We start from the raw sequence: 24,060 nt of genomic DNA, 5'->3' as shown, positions 1-24,060 counted from the left end.
ATGAATGAGTTAAACCATCTGCCGCCGGGATAAAACGGCAGTACACTTAACTTGTTACCTCTCCCTACGCCGGCATTACCCGGATCAGGTGCATGGGGTTGAATTGTAGAGACACAATATCTTGTGTCTCTGATGCGCTTTATCGAGACACAAAATATTGTGCCGCTACGCGGGAAAATTCAACTCCAATGGGTTTGATCTCAGCCTGTCTTTCAGTTTGGTAAAATAACCTGCAGATTATTTTTAGTACACCAAAGCAAGGCACCCCTTGAGAATTATGTGGCAAATATAGGAATTAGATGTGAGATTTGAGACGTGAGATTTGAGACAGTTAGTTCATCTTCTATTAAGCCGCACTATTACTTCGTCTAACGAGATGGTTTTCCCTTCAGCGGCTTGCTTCCTGCTTTTTCTATGCCTTCCTTTACATGTTTGGGCAGAGCGCAAATGTCCTGTAAGGAAAGTTCTGTAAATTCTCCCCTTTTTGCTTGTTCTATTGAGAGTCGCAAATGCTCCGCGTTAGCTTCGGAAGACAGCAGGTATTCCGTTTCATCCATTGTTGCCATATCAATTGTTCCTTTTATTAAAGAGTTAAGGTGGAGGGATTCGAACCCTCGAGTCGTTTTAACAACATACCGTCTTTCGACAATAGCCTTCACCACTCAGCCACACGCTTAACCATATCAAATTTACATATAATGGTTAAGAGATAGGATTTCCCCCTTGCATTTTAAACTAATTTTTAGCTTTGTAAAGCATGATAACCATCAAACAGCTCGATCAGGGGCGCAACAACAATTTCGATCTGCTTCGTTTTATCGCTGCTGCCATGGTTATCTTCGGGCATTCGTACCTGGCTACCGGCCATCACGACCGCGAGCCGCTTGTCCGGCTGGTGGGCTTTATTGAATTCGGGTCGTTGGGGGTAAAAATCTTTTTCGTTATCAGCGGCTACCTCATTACCAAAAGCCTTTACCGGCAGCCTACCTTAGGCAGCTTCGTTTGGGCCCGAGCCTTGCGCATATTCCCGGGCTTGCTCGTAGCGGCCGTGCTATGCGCATTTGTAATCGGTCCGCTTGCCACCACCTTAAGTCTCCATGATTATTTTGCCGACAAGCGCGTGTACGATTTCGCGTGGCGACTTTTTACCGTGCACAACCTGGATAATACGCTGCCCGGCGTGTTCGAAACGATTCCCTATACCAAGCAGGTAAACGGCTCACTATGGACGCTGGCCGGCGAATTGCTACTATATGCCGTAGTTTTATTATGGGGCATACTCCTACTATTGTGGCAGAAGCAATTTAAAGTTTTGGCGCGTGCAACCCCTGCATTGCTTTTGGTAGCTTTGTTTTTTGCGGGCATTGTTTACGCACCCTGGTATATGGATTTTGTGCTGGCCTGGGGGGCCGTGTTCTTGTTGGGTGCTTTGGCGTATCTATTCGGTAATAAAATCATCATCAATATACCCCTGGCAATAGGGTTATTCTTCATTACTGCGGTGCTCTTCCATTTCAGGTCGCCGTTGCTGGTTACCTCGTTCAACATTTCATTGGCCTATGGTATTTTTGTCGTGGCCTACCATCCCGCGCTGCAGTTACAGGTATTCCATAAACTGGGCGATTTTTCTTATGGATTGTACATTTATGCTTTCCCTATACAGCAGTTTATGGCGCTAAAATTCCCGCAATGGGGCGTGGCGGCCAACTTCGGCACATCTTTCCTACTTACGTTGGCGCTGGCGGCCGCATCCTGGTACATGGTAGAAAAGCCTATGTTGAAGTTGAAGATGGCGCAATCGGCCAAGCCGGCATAGTTTGTTTTTATTTATTGACTAAGCTGATCCGCTTCATCTTCAGGCATCGTAAGTTTCCCATCTAAGGCTTAATTATCCAATTTGTGCCAATTAAAAGGCTCGTTTTCCGAATTTTCTTCTATCTCAATTCTCATATCTCACATCTCATATCTCAAAAAAATGTACTTTTGCGAACTTTTTAAAAAGGAACTATGCTTAGAACACACACTTGCGGGCAATTAAATATCAGCAATTTAGGGGAAACCATCACCCTTTGCGGATGGGTACAGAAATCGCGCGACCTGGGCGGTACTACTTTTATTGACGTACGCGACCGCTACGGCCTCACCCAGCTTGTTTTGAATACTGATACCGACGCTAACCTGCGCGAAGCCGGCCGCCAATTGGGCCGCGAGTTCGTGATAAAAGTTACCGGCAAAGTGGTAGAGCGTTCTAACAAAAACACCAAAATAGCCACCGGCGAAATCGAGATCACCGTTACCGAACTGGAGATACTGAACGCCGCAAAGATACCTCCCTTTTTAATTGAGGATGAAACCGACGGCGGCGAAGAGCTGCGCGCCAAATACCGCTACCTGGATCTGCGCCGTAACCCTATCCGCCAAAACCTGGTGCTACGGCACAAAATGGCGCAGGAGATACGCAAGTATTTAGACGGACTTGATTTCATCGAGGTAGAAACCCCGGTGCTGATTAAATCTACACCCGAAGGCGCGCGCGACTTTGTGGTGCCCAGCCGCATGAACCCCGGCGAGTTTTACGCCCTGCCGCAATCGCCGCAAACCTTTAAGCAACTATTGATGGTGAGCGGGTTCGACCGCTACTTCCAGATCGTAAAATGCTTTAGGGACGAGGACCTGCGCGCCGATCGCCAGCCGGAGTTTACCCAGATAGACTGCGAGATGTCGTTCATTACCCAGGAAGATATCCTGAACATATTCGAGGGCCTTACCCGTCATTTGTTCAGCACCGTAAAAGGGCTGGAGCTTGGCGATTTCCCGCGGATGCAATATGCGGATGCTATGCGTTTATATGGCTCTGATAAACCGGATACCCGTTTCGGGATGGAATTCGTTGAACTGAACGACATCGTAAAAGGAAAAGGCTTCAGCATTTTTGATAATGCCGAGCTTGTTGTAGGCATCAATGCCAAAGGCTGCGCAAGCTATACCCGTAAACAATTAGACGAACTGACCGAATGGCTTAAACGCCCGCAAATTGGCGCTACCGGCCTGATATATTGCCGTTACAATACCGATGGCACACTAAAATCATCGGTAGATAAATTTTACAGCGAAGACGAACTGACCAACTGGGCTGCATCTTTTGAAGCAGAACAGGGCGACTTAATATTGATACTGGCCGGCCAAACCGATAAAGTACGGAAGCAGATGAATGAGCTGCGCCTCGAAATTGGCAGTCGCTTAGGCTTACGCGATAAAAACAAATTCTCGCCCCTATGGGTGTTGGATTTCCCTCTTTTAGAGTGGGACGACGAAAGCGAACGCTTCCACGCCATGCACCACCCTTTCACTTCGCCGAAGCCGGAGGATATCGCCATGTTGGATACCGACCCTAAAAACGTTCGCGCCAACGCTTACGATTTGGTAATTAACGGTACCGAAATTGGCGGCGGCAGTATCCGTATCCACGATAGGGAATTGCAGGCCTTGATGTTCAAGCACCTGGGATTCTCGAAAGAAGAGGCGCAGAAACAATTCGGCTTTTTGATGGATGCATTTGAATATGGTGCACCTCCGCATGGCGGTATTGCCTTCGGTTTCGATAGGCTTACCTCTATCTTCGCCGGGCTGGATTCTATCCGCGATGTTATCGCTTTCCCTAAGAACAACTCGGGCCGCGATGTGATGATCGATTCACCATCAACCATTGCGGAAGCGCAAATGAACGAACTAAAAATAAAAACCACTGTATCATAATACAGCAAACACCCGTTACTATTAACATGAAAAAATATATACTGATCCTGAGTTTATTGGTAATCGGCTGTTCGGCCTGTAAAAAAGAAGCGAAATTTGATGCAGCTAAACAAGCCGCAGCAGACGACGCAGCTATACAAGCCTACCTTGCTGCAAACACCAGCATCACCGCAACCAAAGACGCATCGGGTATTTATTACCAGATTATCACCCCAGGCACCGGTGCTAATCCTACGCTATCATCTACCGTTAAGGTTAACTATGTTGGTAAATTGCTTAATGGTACACAGTTCGATGCCGGCACCGGCACTACTTACGCATTATCGGGCTTTATACAAGGCTGGCAAAAGGGCATCCCCTTCCTTAAATCGGGCGGCCGTATGTTGTTGATCGTACCATCGGCATTGGCCTATGGCAATAGTTCGCCTGGCGCCGGTATCCCTGCAAATTCGGTACTGGTATTCACTATTGATTTGCTGAGTTTTACCAACTAAAATCGGTTTTCAAGACATAAAGTAAAAGAGCACGCGCCAATGGCACCGTGCTCTTTTGCTTTTAATAACCCGATATAGCGGAACCCAACTTTGTTCAATTTGCTCGCAAAGAAGAGATTTACAATCAGAAAGAACTGATGGTAAGATGTAGTTTATTAATACCAGGGTACTTATATTTATATGCTAAATCTTATCAAATGAAAAAAGCCGCATTGCTTATGTTTTTCGCGCTGACAATCGTAGGAAAACTTCTGGCGCAAACCCCATCCGCAGTTGTTAAGGTAAAAGAGTACAGAAACAATCCCTTCAAGTTTAAATTAAGCGTGCCGGATAACTGGAAGCTTTATGGTGAATTTGGGAAAGATAGTGGTGCCAATAGCACTATAGCTGACTGGGAACTGCCGGCAGTTTACAGCGAATTAGAAAAAACCGATATTGCAAACTCCATATCGGTAACGGCATACAAACAAAAAAGCATCAGTTCGGTAGATGATCTTATACGGATAGAGCTTGCCAAAACGCCTGCTAAAACAGAAACAGATAAAACCAACCCAAATGCCCGAATAATTTATCCTGTAATGAACGGGCTTCAATATAAAGGCAAATTAGTTTTTGTTTACAAAAACGGAATAGGTTACGTTATCAATTTTATGGCGACGCCTGGCACCTATGATATCAACTTGCCCAAGTTTGAGGCGTTTAATAAAACGATTAGATACGAATAAAGGATACTTAAATTAAATCATCGTGTTCTTTAGCTTTTGGCTCGTTAAGTTTACTCCTCCCCGCCCAGCACCAGTTCATCGTCGCACACGCCATCCAACTCCTGCGGGTTGTGGCTTACGATGATGGCCGTTGCGTTTAATTCTTTGAAAACCAGTTGCAAGTCGACTATCAGTCGGGTTTTCATTTTCACATCCAGTGCACTAAAAGGCTCGTCCATCAGCAATAAACGGGGTTTGATGGCCAAGGCCCTCAATATGCCCAGCCGTTGCTGCTGCCCACCCGATAGATGCAAGGGCTTGTGATGGGCGAATGCTGCCAACTGTCCTATGACCAATAATTTGTCAATCCACTCAGCATCCTGCGTGGCGTATTGCAGGTGCTGTAGTACGGTCATGTTGGGGAACAGCGCATAATCCTGGAAAACGAAGCCCGGCTGCCTTTGTTGGGGGGTAACGTTGATCTTCATCGCCGAATCGTACCAAACTGTGTCGCCAACGTTAATCGTGCCTGCATCCGGCGTAATCAAACCGGCAATCATCTTCAGCAAAGTGGTTTTGCCCGCGCCGGATGGGCCGGTAACGCGTAGGATGTTGCCGGGCGCAATGATCTTTTCTATCCGCAATACCTGTATGCCGTTATAAGCTTTCAGCCTTTTTTCTATGTGGATGCGGATCATGCGAGGGGGCTTTTTACCTGGTATTTATTGTACACGAAAACGCCGGCAACCAGCACGAAAGTGATGGCGAACAGCACCAATGAGTAATTATTGGCCGATGCATAATCCTGCTGCTCTACCGCGTTATACACCGCGATAGAGGCTACCCGCGTAACGCCCGGGATGTTGCCGCCAATCAGCAGCACTACGCCAAACTCGCCCAGCGTATGCGCAAAAGTAAGCACCAATGCCGTAAACAACGAGGGCTTGATATTGGGCAACAGCACATGCCAAAAAGTTTGCCATGGGGTTTTGCCCAGCGTGTATGATGCCTGCGACAGCGATGTAGGCAACTGCTGAAAGGCCGATTTTACCGGGCTTACCATAAACGGGATGCTATAGATTACAGATGCCAGCACCAGTCCCGAAAAGCTGAATACGAATTGCACATCGAACATCTCGCGCAGCCATTTGCCCGCCCCATGTTGCGGACTAAAAGCCAGCAACAAATAAAAACCCAATACGGATGGCGGCAGCACCAGCGGCATGGTGAGCAATGCCTCAATCACCAGTCGTATAACCGATTGCTTTTGGGCCAGCCACCAGGCCAGCGGCAAGCCAATAGCCAGCAACAGCAGGGTGGTTACGCCGGCTAATTCAAGGCTGAGCCAAATGGGTTGCAGATCCATACTTATCGGGGTTATTTTACCTGGTAGCCATAGCTAATGAATATTTTTTTTGCTGCCGGGCTTAAAATATACCGGTAAAACTTTTCGGCATTTGGGTTTGGCGCGACATTTTTTATCAGTACCATGCCTTGCTCAATAGGTTTGTAAAACCGTTGATTGATAAGCTGGTAGTAAAAGGTTGTTTTATTCGCAGGATCCTTCACCAACGATAGTGTGGTAAAGCCAGCCTGCACTACGCCCGTGGTAATGTATGTATTCACCTGCGCTATGCTCTCGCCCAATACCAGCTTAGGTTGTACGGCGGCATAAATATGCTCGTGTTTCATGGCCTCTTCGGCGGCTTTGCCGTAGGGGGCAATGGCTGGGTTGCCTATGGCTATTTTTGTTACCGATGCACCCTTCAGCAACTTTTGCCACTGCGCAACATCCAGCTTTTGGGTGCTGCAGATAATCAGCGCACCTTGTGCATATATCACTGGCTTACCGGTAGCGAAGCCGCTTTTGAAAAGCTGATTGGGGAAAGTAGTATCGGCCGACAGGAATACGTCGAAAGGTGCGCCATTCATAATCTGTGTAGCCAATGCACCCGATGGGCCTGGGATCGCCTCTATCCCGATGCCTGTTTTCTGCTTAAAATCTTGCTGCAGGGCTTTCATTACAGGCTGCAGGTTGGCGGCTATAGCAATACGTACTTGTTGGGCAAAAAGGCCCGCAGGGGCAATTGCCAGTAAAGCCATACCGCAAAACAGCATCCTTGCCGTCTGTTTAAATGCCTTACCGATATGCATATGCTATTCTCCTTTTGATAAATGGCAAATCTGCCGTTTGTAGGCAAATTACGGATATTGAACACGCCCGCACAAATATTAGCTGCTAAATATCCCGATATAAATAGATTACATTTGTGTTGCTTATACGCCATTTATAAACGCCAACTAAATCCATGAAAAAATCTGTTAGTGCACTCGCGTGCATCATAATTGCCGTGGTACTCTCAGCCTGCGGCAAAAAAAACGACCCGGGTACAAAAACGCCCACCGTTATCACAACCCCTGCCATAGAGGACAAGGGCTGGGTGTTTGAAACCACCCCTTACTTTGCCGACGAATTTGATATTGCCGGCGCGCCAAACACTGCTAATTGGAAATACGAAACCGGCGGCGGCGGATGGGGCAATGCGGAGTTGGAGTACTATACTCCCGGCAACAACGTAGCAGTAGCCGACGGCAAACTGAGCATCACCGCAAAAAAGGAAGATATGGGCGGCATGCACTATACCTCCACCCGGTTAGTATCTGCAGGCTTGCAGCTTGCCAAATACGGCCGGATAGAAGTTAAGGCCAAACTGCCGACCGGCAAAGGCACCTGGCCCGCTATATGGATGATGCCACAGGAAAGCAAATACGGTAACTGGCCCAATTCAGGTGAAATCGATATTATGGAAATGGTAGGATTCGACCCGGGGAACATCCACTTTACTGTACACAACCAAACCTTTAACGGTGCAAACGGAAAAGGCGACGCTAAAATGGTTCCCACATTCAACACAGAATACCATGTGTACCGCGTAGATTGGACACCCTACGCTGTACGTGGCTATGTTGACAACGACCTGATTTACACCTACGTTAACAATGGCAGCGGCTCATCGGTGTACCCGTACGATCAAAGCTTTTTCCTGATCATGAATATCGCTGTTGGCGGCAGCTGGGGTGGGCAACAAGGTGTTGATGATACCGTTTTCCCGGCTACCATGAATGTAGATTATGTGCACTTTTATAAGATGATAGAAAAATAAGCAATCAACTAAATCTCACCATATCTCACAAAATGAAAAAAGCAATTATCCTGCTCGCGTTTCTCACCGCGGGTATCGGGGCCTTGCATGCGCAAGCGCCTAAATTCATCACCACAAAAGGCAAGGAAATCATCGGTACCAATGGCAAGCCCTTTCTTATCCGCGGCACCAACCTCGGTAACTGGCTGGTACCCGAGGGTTACATGTTCGGGTTCAAGAGCGTTAATTCGCAAAGGCTCATCAACCAGGCATTCGAAGAGCTGATTGGTCCGGAAGAAACGAAGCTTTTCTGGAAAAAATTCCAGGATGGCTACATCACCCAGGCCGATATCAAATTCATCAAAGCATCGGGCGCAAACTCCATCCGCATCCCCTTCAATTATAAATTGTTCACTGCAGAAACCTACATGGGCATGAATAACCCCAACCGCGGCTTCGAACTGCTGGATAGGGTAATTGGCTGGTGCAAGCAGGCAAACCTGTACGTTTTGCTGGATATGCACTGCGCACCAGGCGGCCAAACCGGCGATAATATCGATGACGGCGTGGGCTACCCTTTCCTGTTCACCAGCGCGGCCAGTCGCCAGCAAACTGCCGACATTTGGAAACGTATTGCCAGCCATTACAAAAACGAAAGCATCATTTTAGGGTACGATTTGCTGAACGAACCCATTGCCCATTATTTTAAGGTGGATGAGCTGAACCCGCACCTGGAGCCAACCTTTAAGCAGATTACTGCGGCTGTGCGCACGGTAGATAAAAACCACCTTATCTTTTTGGGCGGCGCGCAGTGGGATAGCAATTTCAAGCCCTTCGGCAAGCCGTTTGATAGCAAGCTGGTTTACACCTTTCACAAATACTGGACCGATGCCACCAAACAAGTGGTGCAGGATTACATCGACTTCCGCGATAAGTATAACGTACCCATCTACGTGGGCGAAACCGGCGAAAACACCGACGAGTGGGTGCGCGATTTCCGCATTGTGTGCGAGCAGAACAACATTGGCTGGCATTACTGGCCCTACAAAAAGCTGGATAACACACGCGGTTTCATGAGCTTTAACGTACCCGATGGTTACAAGGAAATAGTAGACTACACCGAAAAGCCCCGCGCCAACTTTGAGGAGATACGCAAAGCAGCCCCTACCGATAGGGCCAAGATAAAACAGGCACTATACGCCTTTTTAGAGAACTGCAAGTTTGCCAATTGCGCACCGCAGCGGGGATACATAGAAGCCTTAGGGCTGAGAGTGCCCGTGAAGTAAGGCCTAAAACTTCTTTATATAGGCATAATTCAATAAATCGTTTAACTTGCGATAGGATTATAAACGCTTACCCTTGCGCTCCCCGCGCGCAAGGGGTATTTTACCAGATACTTATGTATAACCTGTACTTGAAGTTTGTATGCCTTTTTGCTTTGCTGTTTGCGGTCGCCTTGCCTGCATCTGCCCAAATCCTTGTGCCGGTTGCAGATACTGCCAAGCAACATGTGTTTAGGTTTGGCGATCTGGAGATGCTGCGCGACACTACGAATAAACTCAGTTTTGTCGAAGTAAGCACCAAATACAGCAGCCGCTTCGTAAGCAATACCCTGCCAACACCACAGATACAGGATGGCGATGCCACTTTTTGGTACCGCATACGGCTGGATCAGCGCATCCCCACCCAAAACAACTGGATACTGGAGTTTTTCGATCAAACTATCGATAGCATCACCGTTTACTCGCCTGTAGCCGGTGGCGCTTACACCGCAACTTTGCTGGGCAGCAACCGCCCGTTTACTCAGCGGTTGTACGCGCATAAAAACTTTACGCTCAACATAAGCAATGATGTCAAAAGCGAAAACTACTACTATATCAAGCTCCGTTCGCACCAATCGGCCAATGTTATCATCGTGCTACGCTCAGTAAGCTGGTTCATTAGCTATGCGCTAGACGAGTACTTCTACTTCGGGATATTTTATGGGATGATACTGGTTTTCGGCCTGTACAATTTCATGATGTTTGTTGCTATGCGGCAGCGGCAATACCTGTATTATATCGTTTACAACCTCAGCATAGGCCTGTATGAAATGTGTACCGATGGCATTGCCTACCAATACCTGTGGCAAACCGCCCCGCAATGGAACCACTATGCCTATGGCATTGCTTTGTTTTTGGCCAGCACCTTCGCCATGCTTTTTGCCCAGAGCCTGCTAAACCTTAAAGAGAATGCCCCACGTTTTAATAAGGTGCTCAACGCGGTAATTATCGCACGTACTGCGTTTTTTCTGCTTTGCCTCACGGTAGATAAAACCTGGTTCTCCTATAAAATTATCGAGATCATCCCACTTTCGGTAGCGTTTATATCGGGTTGCTACGTGCTATACAAAGGTTACCGCCCGGCGCGGTTTTTTGTTATTGGCTATAGCTTTTTGTTTACGGGCTTCATTATCAAATCGCTCATCGCGCTCAATTTGTGGTGGCTGCCGGTTACCGCGCTCAACTTTTACAGCCTCAGCTTCTGTTTTATTATGGAGATGCTATTCATCACCTTTGCCATTGGCGATAGGGTGCGCATGCTGAAGCGAGAGAAAGACCAGGCCCAGCTGCGCATGATCAAACAACTACAGCAAAATGAGGAACTGAAGGATATGCTGAACCGTAACCTGGAGGTGCAGGTGGCCGAACGTACCAGCGAACTCATCGAAAAATCATCGCTCATCGAATTGCAGAACGAAGAGCTTACCGCAGTAAACCAGCTATTGCAGCAGCAATCCGAAGAAATATCGCGCATGAACGTGCTGCTGGAGAAAGACAATCTTACCCTTCATAACGATATTGAAAAGGTTACGCACGACCGCGTGATGAGCGCCGAGGTGGATTTTGAGGAGTTCAGCAAAATTTACCCCGACCGCGAAACCTGCTTCAAATTCCTGGCCGACCTGAAATGGGAGCACGGCTACGCCTGCAAAAAATGCAGCAATACGCATTACGGTCACGGCCATTTACCCTATAGCCGCCGCTGCTCAAAATGCGGGTATGAGGAATCGGTAATTGCATACACCATTTTACAGAACACACGCATCCCCATCAACAAGGCCTTTTACATGATATTTTTGATGTACAGCACCAAGGGCAAAATATCGTCGCACAAGCTGTCGGAAATACTCTCCATCCGCCAGAGCACCTGCTGGGCCTACAGCAGCCGTATTAAAAAAGCCATGGAAGCGCGCAAAAAAGAAATCAAGAATGCAGGGAGTAAGGGTTGGAGTAAATTGGTGATTGATACATCGGAGGAGTAGAGGTCTGAACCGGGATTAAACGGATTTATACGATTTCTCGGATTTTAAGAATAAGAATAAATAAAAAAATCCTGCACATCTGTTTAATCCTAAAAATCCGCTTAATCCCGGTTCTCCTGCTGACATACTGCTGTCATTACCCCATCCCATCTTTGTATCAACAAATAAAAACAACAAGCAATCATGGAAAATCAAGTAATGGAAACTACCAACACCGATGTAGCCGTAATAACCGCAGGTGCGCTTTTAAACCATTGGCAGGGACATCGTAAACTCAGCCGTAAGGTATTGGCTGCCTTCCCGGAGAATGAACTTTTTGGATTCTCGATAGGCGGAATGCGCACTTATGCCGGCCTGGCAAAAGAAATTATTGGCCTTACCAGCGGCGGTATAAATGGCATCGTTACCGGCAACTGGTCTACCACGCCCGAAATGGACCACTTTAACCCCGAAGCCGACATCAAATCAAAGGCCGAACTATTGGCCGCCTGGGATGAGGTAACTATTCAACTTGATACGCTTTGGCCACAAATACCGGCGGAGCATTTTAATGATGTAGAGAAAGCTTTCGGCCAGTACGAGAACACTATCATCAACAGCATCCTTTATTTTATCGATAACGAGATACACCACCGCGCACAAGGCACCGTTTATCTGCGCGCCTTAGGCATAGAGCCGCCTGCGTTTTGGGATAGGTGGTAAACCAATCGTCTTCACCACCACGTCATTGAGGCACGAAGCAATCTCCCGCTAAGCAGAGCGAATTGCATGTCCGCTTGTCCTGCGTAGAGATTGCTTCGTGCAATGACGATTTGTTTAGGAGTACTTCCTAACCTCCAATCTCCGGCCTCTACTCTCTAAAACTAATCCGCTTATTCCCCATAGCTATATTGCTTAAAAAGTAAGTTGTGAGGCAAGCGTATCGCAACTATTTTTTATTTCTTGTAAAACCTGCTTTAACACGTTTAAAGCAGGTTTTGCCGGTTTTAAGCCTGTGAGGCAAGCGTATCAAACGCCACATAATTATCTAATTATCAGTATTTTATAAACAAATACATTTGTTTGTAACGCAAAAATTACTTTAAATTTGCCTTAACCGATTATATCTGCGTCTGCCTGATTTCCTGATAACACCTATAAGCGCCTATTGCCGACTGGTTTTAGCGTGCCTTTTGGTTTACATGGAAGTTAACGGCTTGCAGGCGTCAACGGCGCAATTATTTACCTGTACAGAAACCAATTAACAACCAAAATCAAATACCAAAAACTATGAAGATCAATTACAAAATCAAGCTGCTGGCTACGGTGCTTATCACCTTTGCCCTGTTGGTAAACGCTTGTAAAAAAGATGCCCGTACCCAAACTATCGACGGGCAGAAAACCTCTACTACCGAGGCCCGCAATGCCACCAGCGCAGTAACCACCTTCCTCACCACCGCCGATCAAAGCAGTAAACTGGCGCAGGGTAGCGTAAGTTTTGCGGCAGACGCCGGTACCAACCCAAACACCATCACGGTTGACGAAGGCACCACCTACCAGGGCATAGATGGCTTTGGGTTTACGCTAACAGGCGGCAGCGCTAGCCTGCTTAACGGCTTAGGCGGCAACCAGGCCAACGTGCTTAACGAACTGTTCGGCACCGGTGCAGGGCAAATCGGCATTAGCTACCTGCGCATCAGTATCGGCGCATCGGATTTAAGCTCTTCGGATTTTACGTATAACCAAACCGCCGGAGACGTAAACATGAACAACTTTAGCCTGGCGCAGGAGAATACCGATTTCCTGCCCATCCTCAAGAAGATTATCGCCATCAATCCATCCATCAAAATCATCGCCACCCCATGGACGGCCCCTACCTGGATGAAGGTGAACACTACGGGCAATAATGGCTACACCGGCGGCAGCCTCAATACCGCCTACTATGATGCCTATGCCCGTTATTTCGTAAAATACCTGCAGGCCATGAAGGCGCAGGGTATTACCATTGATGCCATCACCCCGCAAAACGAGCCGCTGAACCCCTATAATAACCCCAGCATGGTAATGCAGGCCAACGAGCAGGTTACGTTCATCAACAATAACCTCGGTCCGCAAATTAGAGCGGCCGGCTTCAATACCAAAATCATCGCTTACGATCATAATGCCGATGTACCCAGTTATGCCACAACCGTAGTGGGCCAGGCAGGCAGTTATGTAGACGGCTCAGCCTTCCACCTTTATGCAGGCGACATCAGCGCGCTTACCGGCGTGCACAATGCCTATCCTACCAAAAACGTTTACTTTACCGAGCAATGGGTAGGTGCACCAAGCAATTTTGGTGGCGACCTGGGCTGGCACATCAACACCCTCATCATAGGTGCAACCCGCAACTGGAGCCGCAACGTGCTGGAGTGGAACCTTGCCGCCGACCCTAACAACAACCCGCATACCAATGGTGGCTGCAGTACTTGCCTGGGCGGTATCACCGTTAGCGGCACTTCTATTACACGCAATGTTGGTTATTACATTATTGCCCACGCCTCTAAATTGGTGCGCCCCGGCGCAGTGCGCATAGCATCTAACATTGCCGGCAGCATCCAGAATGTAGCCTTCAAAAACAGCGACGGTACCAAAGTGCTCATCGCATCAAACAGCGGCAGCAGCACAACCAGCTTCAAGGTAAAATGGGGAACGGAATCATTCACCTATAGCCTGGCAGCAGGTGCGGTAGTTACCTTTAAATGGAGCGGGACACCGGGCGGCGGCACGGGTACAGGCGCGCCTATCGGGCAAACCATTACCCTCAAGGGCTTCAATAATCAATACGTAAGCGGCGAGAACGGTACTACGGCTATGAACTGCAACCGCGCTACTGCAGGCGGCTGGGAACAGTTTACCGTAGTTGACGCGGGCGCCGGCAAAATAGCCTTGCAAAGCCAGGGTAAATATGTAAGCAGCGAAAACGGCACACAGGCCATCACCTGTAATCGCGCCACTGTGGGCGACTGGGAGAAATTCGATTGGGTGCCCACTACCGATGGCAAAGTAACCATCAGGGGCAACAACGGTAAATTCATCTCCAGCGAAAACGGCACGCAAGCCATGACTTGTACCCGCGCAACCGCATCGGGCTGGGAAGCCTTTGGGGTGAACCAATAAAATGTCTGAACTCGAATTTTAATGGAATTTACCGAATAAGCAGAATTAAAGAATACAGCAAACAAAATTCTGCTCATTCCTAAAATTCGTTGAACAGCGAAGCCCTCTTGAGTATCATTAAAAATTAATATTCACGAAAAATTCGAGTTCAGACAATTACCCATCGCTATGGGCAAAAAAAGCGCGGGGAATGTGCGATTCCTTCCTTGGGGAAGGAGGAGGTAGGGGTTAACCAACCATGCAATAGCCGGTTTAATGGCTAACCCCTCCCTGCCTTTGCACACGGTCAGCCGCACCCCTCCCTAAGGAGGGAATAGGACAACCGCTATTACACCATAAAATCAATTACCTACAAATACCAAAATTTATGAAAAAGCAATTATTAAACTTTATGAAAGGCGCAGGCCTGGTGCTTGCGTTAAGTATCATCGCAGTTTCCTGTAAAAAAGACGTAAAATCTCCGGTAGATGATAAAACCACCAGCACCGCTGCGACCGCAACACCAAGGGCCTTAACGCTGGTTTGGTCGGATGAGTTCAACGGAACCAGTGTAGATGGCAGCAAGTGGGGCATAGATGTGGGCAACCCCAACGTAAATAATGAGAAGGAATATTATTCCACCGGGAACGTGGCCGTATCGGGTGGCAACCTCGTTATCACCGCGAAAAACCAAAGCATGGGCGGGCAGCCGTACACATCTGGCAAGCTCACCACTTCGGGCAAATTCTCGGTGAAGTACGGCCGTATCGAGGCGAGCATTAAGCTCCCTGCTTTCCAGGGCAGCTGGCCTGCATTTTGGATGCTGGGAACCAATATTGGTACGGTAGGCTGGCCACAATGCGGCGAAATTGATATTATGGAGCAAACCAATACCAGCAATGTTACCCTTGGCACCATGCACTGGAACAATAACGGGCACGTATATTATGGCGGCAACACGCCGGTAACTGTTACCAATTACCACCTGTACGCTGTAGAGTGGGATGCCAACAGCATTAAATGGTATGTAGATGGTACATTGTTCCACACCGGCAATATCCAGAACAACATCAACAGCACCGAGGAGTTCCAGCTTCCGTTTTACCTGATACTGAACCTTGCCGTAGGCGGCGATTTGCCCGGCAATACCATCAACAATGGCGCACTGCCTGCCAATATGCTGGTAGATTACGTAAGGGTTTATAGCATCAGCGGCGGCACTGGTACTACCGCGCCTATAGGGCAAACGGTAACGTTAAAAGGCTTCAACAACCAATACGTAAGCGGCGAGAACGGCACGGCAGCCATGAACTGCAACCGCCCTACCGCATCGGCGTGGGAGCAATTTACCGTGGTTGATGCAGGTGGCGGCAAAGTTGCCCTGCGCAGCCAAAACAAATACGTATCATCTGAAAACGGTACGCAGGCTATTACCTGTAACCGCGCCACCATTGGCGATTGGGAAAAATTCGATTGGGTGCCCACCAGCGATGGCAAGGTTACCTTTAGAGGCAACAACGGCAAATTCATCTCCAGCGAAAACGGCACGCAGGCCATGACCTGTACCCGCGCTACCGCCGCGGGTTGGGAAGCTTTTGGGGTGAATCAATAAAATGTCTGAACTCGAATTTTATGGAATTTACCGAATGAGCAGAATTTACGGATACTGATTAATTTCATTCTGTCCATTACTTAAATCCCTTAAAACGGCGCAGCCCTCTTGAGCGCCTAAAAACAAACACCCGCGAAAAATTCGAGTTCAGATAAATAGCGATGGTTTAAAACCCATCGCTATTTTCTTAACCAGGCTTTAATTATAGCCTACATATTCATATCCATCATTTTATCCATCTTGTGCTTGCCGCCCATTTTCATCAGCGCTGGTGTAACACGCAAATACACCTGGAATCCAATTGGCGTGCTGCCATACAAAGGCTTCAATGCAGCCGGCGAAAAATTTGCCGTTGCCTGTAATCCTGCTGTTAGATTGGTTTGTTTAAAGTTGGCCACTATGCGGTTATAGCCCAGCGTAAAGGCGTTGATGTTGAAACGCGGGTCGGTGGGGTAAAGCGCTTCCAAGTCTAATTCGCCGGCATCTTTCTGCACATACTCATACCGGCCGTAAATAGCGTTTTTGCGGAACTGATAACTGTTTTCTACCAGTACAGCCGGCTCGTTAGCGCCGCTGCTGTTGTGATGGTTTTGCCCGAAAACCAATGTAGTGGCCACAAAACTATCATCACCCAGCATTTTGGTATGGATGGCCGATGCTGTGAAACGGTTCACATTATCCAAAGGCTCGGCTTCCTCCGGGCTGTGCAGCCATCCGTTGGATACCTGCAAGGCCCATTCTTTTGATGGATTTACGGATAGGCGTACCGAATAAGAATCGAACCGCGCCTTATCGAAGCCGTAGCGGTGCTCATCAGGCTCGCGGCCGGTAAATGCCGAACCTTCCAACTTTACGTTTTTATACCTGAAACCCAGTGTTGCTGTACCAAAATCGATATGCGTGGCATCGGCATAGTGGTGGCTAAGCGGCGCGTCGGGATTGTTCATAGCTGATAGACGGTGCATAAAAACCGGCGGCCCTAAGGCGGGCTCGCCCGGGTAACCAACCGATAGGGATATGTCTGTGTTTTTGGCGATGCGTTGGGTGTAGGCAATACTTAGCTCGGCAAATAAATCGTGCGGGTGCTGGCGGTCTACCAGTTTATTGCCTTTGTACGATTCGCCGGTTTGGTAAAGCAGCGGGTACCCGCCCGAGCCAACGGTAAAGGGATCGAATGAAAACATGGTATTGATGGCGAACAGGCCGTTTTTGCCCACCTTGCGCTGGGCCATATACATTAGCCAGTTGGGTGCATCGACCTGGCTTCCCCCGCGGCTCCCTTTATTAAACAAATCCTGTTTGTTATAGCGCAAAAAAATGCTGCCGTGTATCATGTGCATCCATTTTTTGCCGTGTATCATGTACATATACATAGGCGTTTCGTCGGGCAGCCACGATGTACCGGAGCCATCGCGATTCATGGGCAAATCCAGCGAGAACTGGCTGCTCATCATGCCCATTTTATGGGTAGTATCATTTTGCATGCCGCGCATCATGGCGGCATGGTCGTGCTGCATGGGCTTTTTTGCCGTGGTGTCTTTTTTCACGTGCTGCATATGGCTCATATCCTGCGCCTGTACTGCTGCCGTGGTGGCCGATAAGGCTACCATTAAAATATATTTTTTCATGAGGGGTTTTTCATTTAAGGCGGCGCGGATTGCCGCGCCACCTGTTTATAAATTAAAGAAGTTGTACTCGAACCGTACCAAATACATGTTTTTGCTGAAGCGGTCCATATTGTTGAACAGCGGTGCCCGATACGAAAAATCCAACCGGCAAACGCTGTTGAAGATAAACTGCAGGGCTGGCGCCACATCCAGGTAGTTTTGCGCATAGCCGGGGTTACTTTTGCCAAGCAGTTCGGCATAAACGTTTACATTAACCTGCTTGTAACTGTGGTAATTTTTAGGAAGCAATAAATAGCCGGCAGATAGCGTGTACGCCAGGGCATTCTTGGCTCCGCCTATTGATGGTGCGCTACCGCTATTATCAAAGGCCCGTAAGTAACTTGCCGAGCCGGATAAGGCCAGCTTATGGATAAGCTTGGTGAAGATAAGCCCAGCCTGCAGACCGCTATTATCGCCCTCTAAAGCAATCTCCTGCGTGTTAAAAGGATTATTGCTGATGGCCGCCTTGCCAAACACCGCCCCGCGGAAGTGCGATTGCACCGTATCTACCGATAAGAAACGATACTTAGCGTAAACACTGCCACCCTCCAGATGCTGGCTCTGCCGGTAAAAATCTGACATGTAGGCCGAGGCGTGTACCATCAGCTTGCCGGTTGCGCCATACATCATCTCCAGCGTTGTGCGGTTTTTAAATTGTGGCGAGGTAAAGCCCTGGTTCTCTAAGCGGATACCGAGAGAATGCGCGGCCATATTGCTGGCCGGTTCGGTGTTGACATATAGCTCCTGCCCAAAAGCGGTGCACGCAGCTGCTATAAGGCAGCAGGCCAATAAAATAGCTTTCATAAAATAAGGATTTTAAGAAGCTGCTTAAATAGTAACGTGATAAGTTTTGCCCGATGCTGCAGGGGTATCCACCGTTTTGCCCAGGTACTTTTTAGATACCGAGTTCGGCGCGAAGCCTTTATCCACAACGGTTAGCAGCACTTCGCCGGTTAGGGGTTTGTCGGCGTTCACTATCCTGTAGGTATCGCCGCCGTACGTAAAGGCGCTTTCGGCAACGGGGGTGTTGGCAAAGTTGTAGGTGGCTTTAAAATAATTTACAAAAAAGCCTGCTCCTTTTATTTTTTTTGCAATCTGCTCAAAATCTACCGGCACGCCTGGCTTAAAGGTTATATTGAATATATTGCGGATAAGGTCGGGTTTTATTTCACTTACGAAAGGTAGTGCTTTTATCGCTTTCTCGGTAGAATTTGCGCACAGCGAGCAGGTAAGGCCGCTAACCTGCAGTTCGGCTTTGGTGAATTGTGCTTTGGCAACAGAAACGGTTGCCACCAATAGTAGGATATATATTTTAAGGGTTTTCATGATTTTACGAATTGAATTTTTATGGATGATTAATTAATGCGGTGATTAATCAATCTATCAAATTCTGAAAACGCAATTCTTGATGAAAACAGCGATCCCGCCGCCAGAGAGGCCCGGGGGCCCACGGTCAGAAACGCTTTCTGATGCTGCGGGCTGCGCGAAAAAAAGGAAATCTGCCCAGGCAAACTTCGGCAAATCGAAAACAAACAACCTTGAGAAAAATGAAGTGGATTCTTTCTGGTGGTCGTCTTTCACCTTCACGTCCAGCTTGCTATCCTTGCAGCAATTCATTTTGCCTTTGGCCATCGGCTGGCCGCAGGTTTTTGCCGGGGCGTTTATCTGTACATCGGCAACATAATTGCCACAGTAATGCAGGTTCAAAGCAAAGCCGGCCACTGTAACTACGTACAGCAACGCCAATAACAATGCCCCTTGCCTTTTTACCATGGCTCAAAAATACGGTTTAACTTATTGATTACAAACACCCAATCAGCGATTTTATTTTCCCGGTTTTTTTTGCGAATGATTAAATATTCTTCTTTCTTTGTAATTAGATTAAATCTAAATAAGAAATGAAAAAACTCATCCTAATCCTCCTAATCTGCACCGTTGCAATAAGCGCTTTTTCGCAATCGAAACTTGAGCAAGACAGGCAAGCCATCAAATCCCTGGTCGGCTTTTATAAAGTTACGTTCAATTACGCCGAAACCTTCGCGCCCGATACCGCCTACAAGTTCCATCCGCGTTACCATTCCTGGGGATATGAGTGGGCCGTTATAGTAGAAGATTCGCCTAAGAAAATAGTGATACAGCATTTATTGGTTGTTGGCGACAGCACCGTTATCAAACACTGGCGCGAAGATTGGGTTTACGAGCAGCCTACCATTCTGGCCTACGATAAAGACAACACCTGGAAAAAAACAAGCCTCGCATCTGCCGATACCAAAGGCCGCTGGGTACAAAAGGTTTTGCAGGTAGATGATAGTCCGCGTTACGAAAGCATTGGCACCTGGGTACATGTAGATGGCCGCCACCAGTGGCAAAGCGAAACCGACTCGCCCCTGCCCCGCCGCGAGTTTACCAAACGCAACGACTATAATGTGCTGCACCGCGGCAACCGCATATACATTACCCCGCAAGGCTGGATGTACGAGCAGGACAATAAAAAAGTAATCCGCGGCGCTGATGGCGATAAACTGCTCGCAGAGGAAAAAGGTTACGAAGAGTTTACCCGTGTTGATGAAGGCAAATTTGCCTTCGCCAAAACCTGGTGGGCCAGCCAACAAAGCTACTGGACTGATGTGCGCGCCGTGTGGGACGATGTTTTCGCCAAAAACACCACCATTAAACTGAGCGGCAAAAAAGATGGCAAGCTGCTGTTCGAAAGGTTATTCGAGTTGGGCGATCAATCTGTAAAAGAAAAATGGACCGCCGCAAGAAACAAAGAAGAAGCGTTGAAAGCCATTACGCTTTACCTGGCATCGTAACACTTATCGATTAAAAGGAAGGCGGCACATCCGGATTAAGGGTGTGCCGCTTTTTTGTTTAGGTAGATTCGCACCGATTCGCGAGCAAAAACACACGCCCTTTTCTGCCAAATTCCCTACCTTGCGAATGACTCAATGACCTAATGACTCAATTACCAAAATGAAAACCGAACTTCAGAAAATGCTAAATGGCGAATTATACGTTGCCGGCGATAAAGAACTTGCCGATATGCGCGATAACGCCCGCGTGCTGCTTAGCCAGTACAACCAAATGATGGCCGAGCCGCTGGAGAAGAAAAACGCAGTGCTCAAACAGCTTTTGGGCAAATGCAGTACCATCGATATACAGCCCCCCTTCTTTTGCGATTACGGCGCGCACATCATCGCCGGCGAAAACTTCTTCATGAATTTCAACTGTGTTATACTGGATTGTGCCCTGGTAACCATAGGCGACAATGTTATGTGCGGCCCCTACGTACAGATATATACCGCGTACCACCCGCTCGCGGCCGAAGAGCGCATCAAAGGCCCGGAGCTTGCGGCACCCATTACCATAGGCAATAATGTTTGGCTGGGTGGCGGCGCAATCATATGCCCCGGCGTAACCATCGGCAGCAATACCACCATCGGTGCGGGCAGTGTAGTCACCAAAGATATACCGGCAGGGGTATTTGCGGCGGGGAACCCGTGCAGGGTGATTAGGACGATTTAGGGGTTATATCAGTATTTTAATTTTTCGGCTAACGTTATCAGGCTTATCGCCCGCTGTGGGCGACCAATCGTAGTACAAAACCTTATGTTTAATGTACATGCTGCCGCAGTATCCGGGAAAAGCGCTGGTACAGGGACTTTTGACCGCTATTCTTTGTTTCTTTCCTGTTTTTAAGTTTTCCACAACTATCTCCGCAGACGGTGAATCGTAATTAAAATAGGCCACAAGATTATGGACTAAATCATAAGCCTGATATTCATGAATTTCTCTTGGTTCTTTGTTTTTATCCATAGGCAAGAATAACCCAACCCAACAAGGCGAACCGCAACCGTAACGCATCAAGATATAATCTTTGCCTTCAGCGATGTAAAGAGGGTTTCGTACGGGTGCGTCATCAAGTGTCAACGTGTCTGGGTGCGTACGGAGATAGGTTTTAGTACCCCATTGCAAAAAATATACCCTTGAATTCTTAACAAACGCATAATCGATGATTTTGCCTTGAGGCGTTGTCAATCGCTTGAAATGATTGAGTCCTAGTTGTGTTTCAGGATAAATTTTAGGGGCTGATTTTTTTCCGTTTTGCCCGTAACAATTGCTTCTACCGAGCGAACATAGTAAACAAAAGAAGATAAGGAGAGAGGTTTTCATATCGATACAAGATAGCGGAATTAAAATTATGAAGCATTGTGATTGCGATTTTTTATCCCCATAAAAATAATTAATATCTTGCCGCCGAAAAATAAAAACATCCCGCCATGCAAGAACCCAACGCCCTCAACCAGGTTGCAGAATTCCATAAAACATTTAAGCATCCCGTAGTAAGCAGCCCTGCTATACCCTCAAAAGAACGCTGCGCTTTGCGCGTTTCGCTGCTGGCCGAGGAAGTAAAAGAACTACAGGAAGCCATTGCCGATAACAACCTGGTAGAAATAGCCGATGCCCTTGCCGATATACAATACGTGTTGGCTGGTGCCATACTGGAGTTTGGCCTGGGCGAGAAATTCAAATCGCTGTTTGATGAAGTGCACCGCTCTAACATGAGCAAGGCCTGCAAAACCGTAGAAGAAGCCGAGCAGACCATCGCCCACTACAAAGCCAAAGACGGTAGCGAAGCCTACCACAAAGAAGAGGACGGCCTGTTTTTAGTGTACCGCGCGCAGGATAACAAAACGCTGAAATCCATCAATTACTCGCCTGCTGATCTGGGTGGGGTGTTGTTGTAGGAATTAGATTGTAATGCTCTGCGTATTTAATTACTGCTATATTTATAACTTTCAGTAAGAATGACCTTTAAATGCACTACGACATCCCTTTACTGCCGCCTAAGCAAGATTTAGAAACAAAAGCAATTTTAAAAAAGCTTCCTTCTGCCCACAGAAGATTAGCCGAATTAAAGGGCATTGCTGCGACTATACCCAATGAAAGTATTTTGATTAATACTTTGGCCTTGCAAGAAGCCAAAGATAGTTCGGCCATTGAGAATATAATCACTACCCATGATGAACTTTATAAAGCACAACTTTTTGAGGAACTTATAACAACCGCTTCAGCAAAGGAGGTGAATAATTATGCAGAAGCATTAAAACACGGCTTTGATTTGGTCAGAAGAAAAAAAATTCTAACAACCAGTTACATTGTAGAAATTCAAGAAATCCTAGAACAAAACGATGCCGGTTTCCGGAAATTACCCGGGACAGAATTGGTTAATCAATCTACCGGTGAAAGTGTCTATAAACCGCCGCAATCTTACGATGTCATTGTCGAATTGATAGACAATATGGTAAAGTTTATGAACGATGCTATTGTAAGTGATTTAGATCCGCTTATCAAAATGGCTGTAATTCATCACCAATTCGAAAGCATCCACCCGTTTTATGACGGTAACGGGCGAACCGGACGTATTTTAAATATTTTGTATCTGGTTATTCAAGATTTGCTTGATTTACCAATACTATATTTAAGTAGGTATATAATCAGTAATAAAGGCGATTATTATAGACTACTGCAAAAGGTTAGAGATGATGGCGATTGGGAAGAGTGGATAATTTATATGTTAAATGGTGTAGAGCAAACCGCAAAGGAAACTATCGTTTTAATAGGCGAAATGCGCGCCTTGATGCAAGATTATAAAATACGAATCCGGAAAGAACTTCCCAAAATGTACAGCCAGGATTTGTTAAATAACATATTCAGGCATCCTTATACCAAAATTGACTTTGTCATGAGTGAACTTATAGTATCACGGCTAACAGCAACTAAATATGTTAATTCGTTAGTTGCAAAAGGGTTCTTAACTAAGGAAAAAATAGGAAGAAGTAATTTTTATATAAATGTTCCTTTATTTAAGTTATTTAAAAATGACCCGGAAATAAGGCAACAAGCCCCCCCTATACAAACAATAAATCCAGGTTTTAATTCTATTTAAACCCCTATGGAAAAGTTGGATTTCCTATACATGTTGTAGATGATATGTATAGAAAAAGGGGATTTCCTATACATGTTGTAGATGATATGTATAGAAAAAGGGGATTTCCTATACATGTTGTAGATAATATGTATAGAAAAGGTGGATTTCCTATACATGTTGTAGATAATATGTATAGAAAAGGTGGATTTCCTATACATGTTGTAGATGATATGTATAGAAAAGGTGGATTTCTATACAAGAGGATGGTGATTGCCAAAGGACTTATGGTGAATTGAAACTACATGTTCCCTCCTTGCAATTCCTCCCCCAA

At 47.0% G+C, this 24,060-nt stretch carries 23 protein-coding genes and 1 tRNA gene; 14 read left to right on the top strand and 10 right to left on the bottom strand.

Features of this window, described 5'->3' with window-relative positions; all coding sequences use genetic code 11:
• Positions 1-368 precede the first annotated feature (368 nt).
• Together AC1DYT_RS14815 and AC1DYT_RS14810 are read right to left on the bottom strand one after the other, a co-directional pair.
• Positions 369-566, bottom strand: a complete 198-nt coding sequence (locus tag AC1DYT_RS14815; protein WP_477470353.1) for a hypothetical protein — start codon at positions 564-566, stop codon at positions 369-371.
• Between the two features lie 25 nt (positions 567-591).
• Positions 592-677, bottom strand: a tRNA-OTHER gene (locus AC1DYT_RS14810).
• A gap of 80 nt (positions 678-757) precedes the next feature.
• Here AC1DYT_RS14810 and AC1DYT_RS14805 point away from each other — a divergent pair.
• From AC1DYT_RS14805 to AC1DYT_RS14790, 4 genes are all read left to right on the top strand, one after another.
• A complete protein-coding gene (locus tag AC1DYT_RS14805; RefSeq protein ID WP_477470352.1) occupies positions 758-1,816 on the top strand; it encodes an acyltransferase family protein in 1,059 nt (352 codons plus the stop codon).
• A gap of 191 nt (positions 1,817-2,007) precedes the next feature.
• On the top strand, positions 2,008-3,756 hold the full coding sequence (gene aspS / locus AC1DYT_RS14800; RefSeq protein WP_477470351.1) for an aspartate--tRNA ligase: 1,749 nt from the start codon (positions 2,008-2,010) through the stop codon (positions 3,754-3,756).
• A gap of 26 nt (positions 3,757-3,782) precedes the next feature.
• Positions 3,783-4,250: an FKBP-type peptidyl-prolyl cis-trans isomerase gene (locus AC1DYT_RS14795; RefSeq protein ID WP_477470350.1), complete on the top strand. Its 468-nt coding sequence runs from the start codon at positions 3,783-3,785 to the stop codon at positions 4,248-4,250.
• A 197-nt stretch (positions 4,251-4,447) separates the two neighbouring features.
• Positions 4,448-4,975: a hypothetical protein gene (locus tag AC1DYT_RS14790; protein WP_477470349.1), complete on the top strand. Its 528-nt coding sequence runs from the start codon at positions 4,448-4,450 to the stop codon at positions 4,973-4,975.
• 50 nt (positions 4,976-5,025) lie between these two features.
• Here the strand turns inward: AC1DYT_RS14790 and AC1DYT_RS14785 are convergent, their stop codons facing one another.
• The 3 genes from AC1DYT_RS14785 to modA are packed head-to-tail and all read right to left on the bottom strand — an operon-like array spanning position 5,026 to position 7,108.
• The gene (locus AC1DYT_RS14785) at positions 5,026-5,652 is read right to left on the bottom strand and encodes an ATP-binding cassette domain-containing protein (RefSeq protein ID WP_477470348.1); all 627 of its coding nucleotides are present in this window, start codon (positions 5,650-5,652) and stop codon (positions 5,026-5,028) included.
• Positions 5,649-6,320 carry a molybdate ABC transporter permease subunit gene (gene modB, locus AC1DYT_RS14780; RefSeq protein ID WP_477470347.1) on the bottom strand — a complete coding sequence of 224 codons (672 nt, stop codon included), beginning with the start codon at positions 6,318-6,320 and terminating at the stop codon, positions 5,649-5,651. Before modB ends, AC1DYT_RS14785 begins: the two co-directional genes overlap by 4 nt.
• Positions 6,321-6,331: 11 nt before the next feature.
• Positions 6,332-7,108, bottom strand: a complete 777-nt coding sequence (gene modA / locus AC1DYT_RS14775) for a molybdate ABC transporter substrate-binding protein (RefSeq protein ID WP_477470346.1) — start codon at positions 7,106-7,108, stop codon at positions 6,332-6,334.
• Positions 7,109-7,263: 155 nt separating this feature from the next.
• On the opposite strand from modA, the gene AC1DYT_RS14770 reads away from it, so the two are divergent.
• The 6 genes from AC1DYT_RS14770 (at position 7,264) to AC1DYT_RS14745 (ending at position 16,130) form a co-directional block, all read left to right on the top strand.
• Entirely contained in the window at positions 7,264-8,118 is an 855-nt protein-coding gene (locus AC1DYT_RS14770; RefSeq protein WP_477470345.1) for a glycoside hydrolase family 16 protein, read from the top strand.
• A 32-nt stretch (positions 8,119-8,150) separates the two neighbouring features.
• Positions 8,151-9,383, top strand: a complete 1,233-nt coding sequence (locus AC1DYT_RS14765; protein ID WP_477470344.1) for a glycoside hydrolase family 5 protein — start codon at positions 8,151-8,153, stop codon at positions 9,381-9,383.
• A gap of 113 nt (positions 9,384-9,496) precedes the next feature.
• The gene (locus AC1DYT_RS14760; protein ID WP_477470343.1) at positions 9,497-11,401 is read left to right on the top strand and encodes a 7TM diverse intracellular signaling domain-containing protein; all 1,905 of its coding nucleotides are present in this window, start codon (positions 9,497-9,499) and stop codon (positions 11,399-11,401) included.
• A gap of 183 nt (positions 11,402-11,584) precedes the next feature.
• Entirely contained in the window at positions 11,585-12,103 is a 519-nt protein-coding gene (locus AC1DYT_RS14755) for a DinB family protein (RefSeq protein WP_477470342.1), read from the top strand.
• Positions 12,104-12,670: 567 nt separating this feature from the next.
• Entirely contained in the window at positions 12,671-14,539 is a 1,869-nt protein-coding gene (locus tag AC1DYT_RS14750) for a glycoside hydrolase family 30 beta sandwich domain-containing protein (RefSeq protein WP_477470341.1), read from the top strand.
• Between the two features lie 367 nt (positions 14,540-14,906).
• Positions 14,907-16,130, top strand: a complete 1,224-nt coding sequence (locus AC1DYT_RS14745) for a family 16 glycosylhydrolase (RefSeq protein ID WP_477470340.1) — start codon at positions 14,907-14,909, stop codon at positions 16,128-16,130.
• A 209-nt stretch (positions 16,131-16,339) separates the two neighbouring features.
• Here the strand turns inward: AC1DYT_RS14745 and AC1DYT_RS14740 are convergent, their stop codons facing one another.
• From AC1DYT_RS14740 to AC1DYT_RS14725, 4 genes are read right to left on the bottom strand one after another with little or no spacing between them, the layout of a single operon-like run.
• Complete coding sequence (locus AC1DYT_RS14740; RefSeq protein WP_477470339.1) at positions 16,340-17,758, bottom strand: porin family protein; 1,419 nt, start codon at positions 17,756-17,758, stop codon at positions 16,340-16,342.
• A 45-nt stretch (positions 17,759-17,803) separates the two neighbouring features.
• Positions 17,804-18,601 (bottom strand): hypothetical protein, encoded by a 798-nt coding sequence (locus AC1DYT_RS14735; RefSeq protein WP_477470338.1) that lies wholly within the window; start codon positions 18,599-18,601, stop codon positions 17,804-17,806.
• Between the two features lie 24 nt (positions 18,602-18,625).
• Complete coding sequence (locus AC1DYT_RS14730; protein ID WP_477470337.1) at positions 18,626-19,123, bottom strand: heavy-metal-associated domain-containing protein; 498 nt, start codon at positions 19,121-19,123, stop codon at positions 18,626-18,628.
• Between the two features lie 57 nt (positions 19,124-19,180).
• Positions 19,181-19,570, bottom strand: a complete 390-nt coding sequence (locus AC1DYT_RS14725; protein ID WP_477470336.1) for an HYC_CC_PP family protein — start codon at positions 19,568-19,570, stop codon at positions 19,181-19,183.
• 125 nt (positions 19,571-19,695) lie between these two features.
• On the opposite strand from AC1DYT_RS14725, the gene AC1DYT_RS14720 reads away from it, so the two are divergent.
• Both AC1DYT_RS14720 and AC1DYT_RS14715 read left to right on the top strand, forming a co-directional pair.
• Positions 19,696-20,610: a DUF6607 family protein gene (locus AC1DYT_RS14720; RefSeq protein WP_477470335.1), complete on the top strand. Its 915-nt coding sequence runs from the start codon at positions 19,696-19,698 to the stop codon at positions 20,608-20,610.
• A 160-nt stretch (positions 20,611-20,770) separates the two neighbouring features.
• Positions 20,771-21,322: a sugar O-acetyltransferase gene (locus AC1DYT_RS14715; RefSeq protein ID WP_477470334.1), complete on the top strand. Its 552-nt coding sequence runs from the start codon at positions 20,771-20,773 to the stop codon at positions 21,320-21,322.
• Positions 21,323-21,325: 3 nt separating this feature from the next.
• On the opposite strand, the gene AC1DYT_RS14710 is transcribed toward AC1DYT_RS14715, so the two are convergent.
• Positions 21,326-21,970: a hypothetical protein gene (locus AC1DYT_RS14710; protein ID WP_477470333.1), complete on the bottom strand. Its 645-nt coding sequence runs from the start codon at positions 21,968-21,970 to the stop codon at positions 21,326-21,328.
• 107 nt (positions 21,971-22,077) lie between these two features.
• Here AC1DYT_RS14710 and AC1DYT_RS14705 point away from each other — a divergent pair, with 107 nt between their 5' ends.
• Together AC1DYT_RS14705 and AC1DYT_RS14700 are read left to right on the top strand one after the other, a co-directional pair.
• On the top strand, positions 22,078-22,545 hold the full coding sequence (locus AC1DYT_RS14705) for a pyrophosphohydrolase domain-containing protein (protein ID WP_477457478.1): 468 nt from the start codon (positions 22,078-22,080) through the stop codon (positions 22,543-22,545).
• Between the two features lie 71 nt (positions 22,546-22,616).
• Positions 22,617-23,747: a Fic family protein gene (locus AC1DYT_RS14700; RefSeq protein WP_477470332.1), complete on the top strand. Its 1,131-nt coding sequence runs from the start codon at positions 22,617-22,619 to the stop codon at positions 23,745-23,747.
• Positions 23,748-24,060 lie beyond the last annotated feature (313 nt).

This window comes from Mucilaginibacter sp. P1_D10 (assembly GCF_056406215.1).
This window is presented reverse-complemented; position numbering and strand designations above follow the sequence as displayed.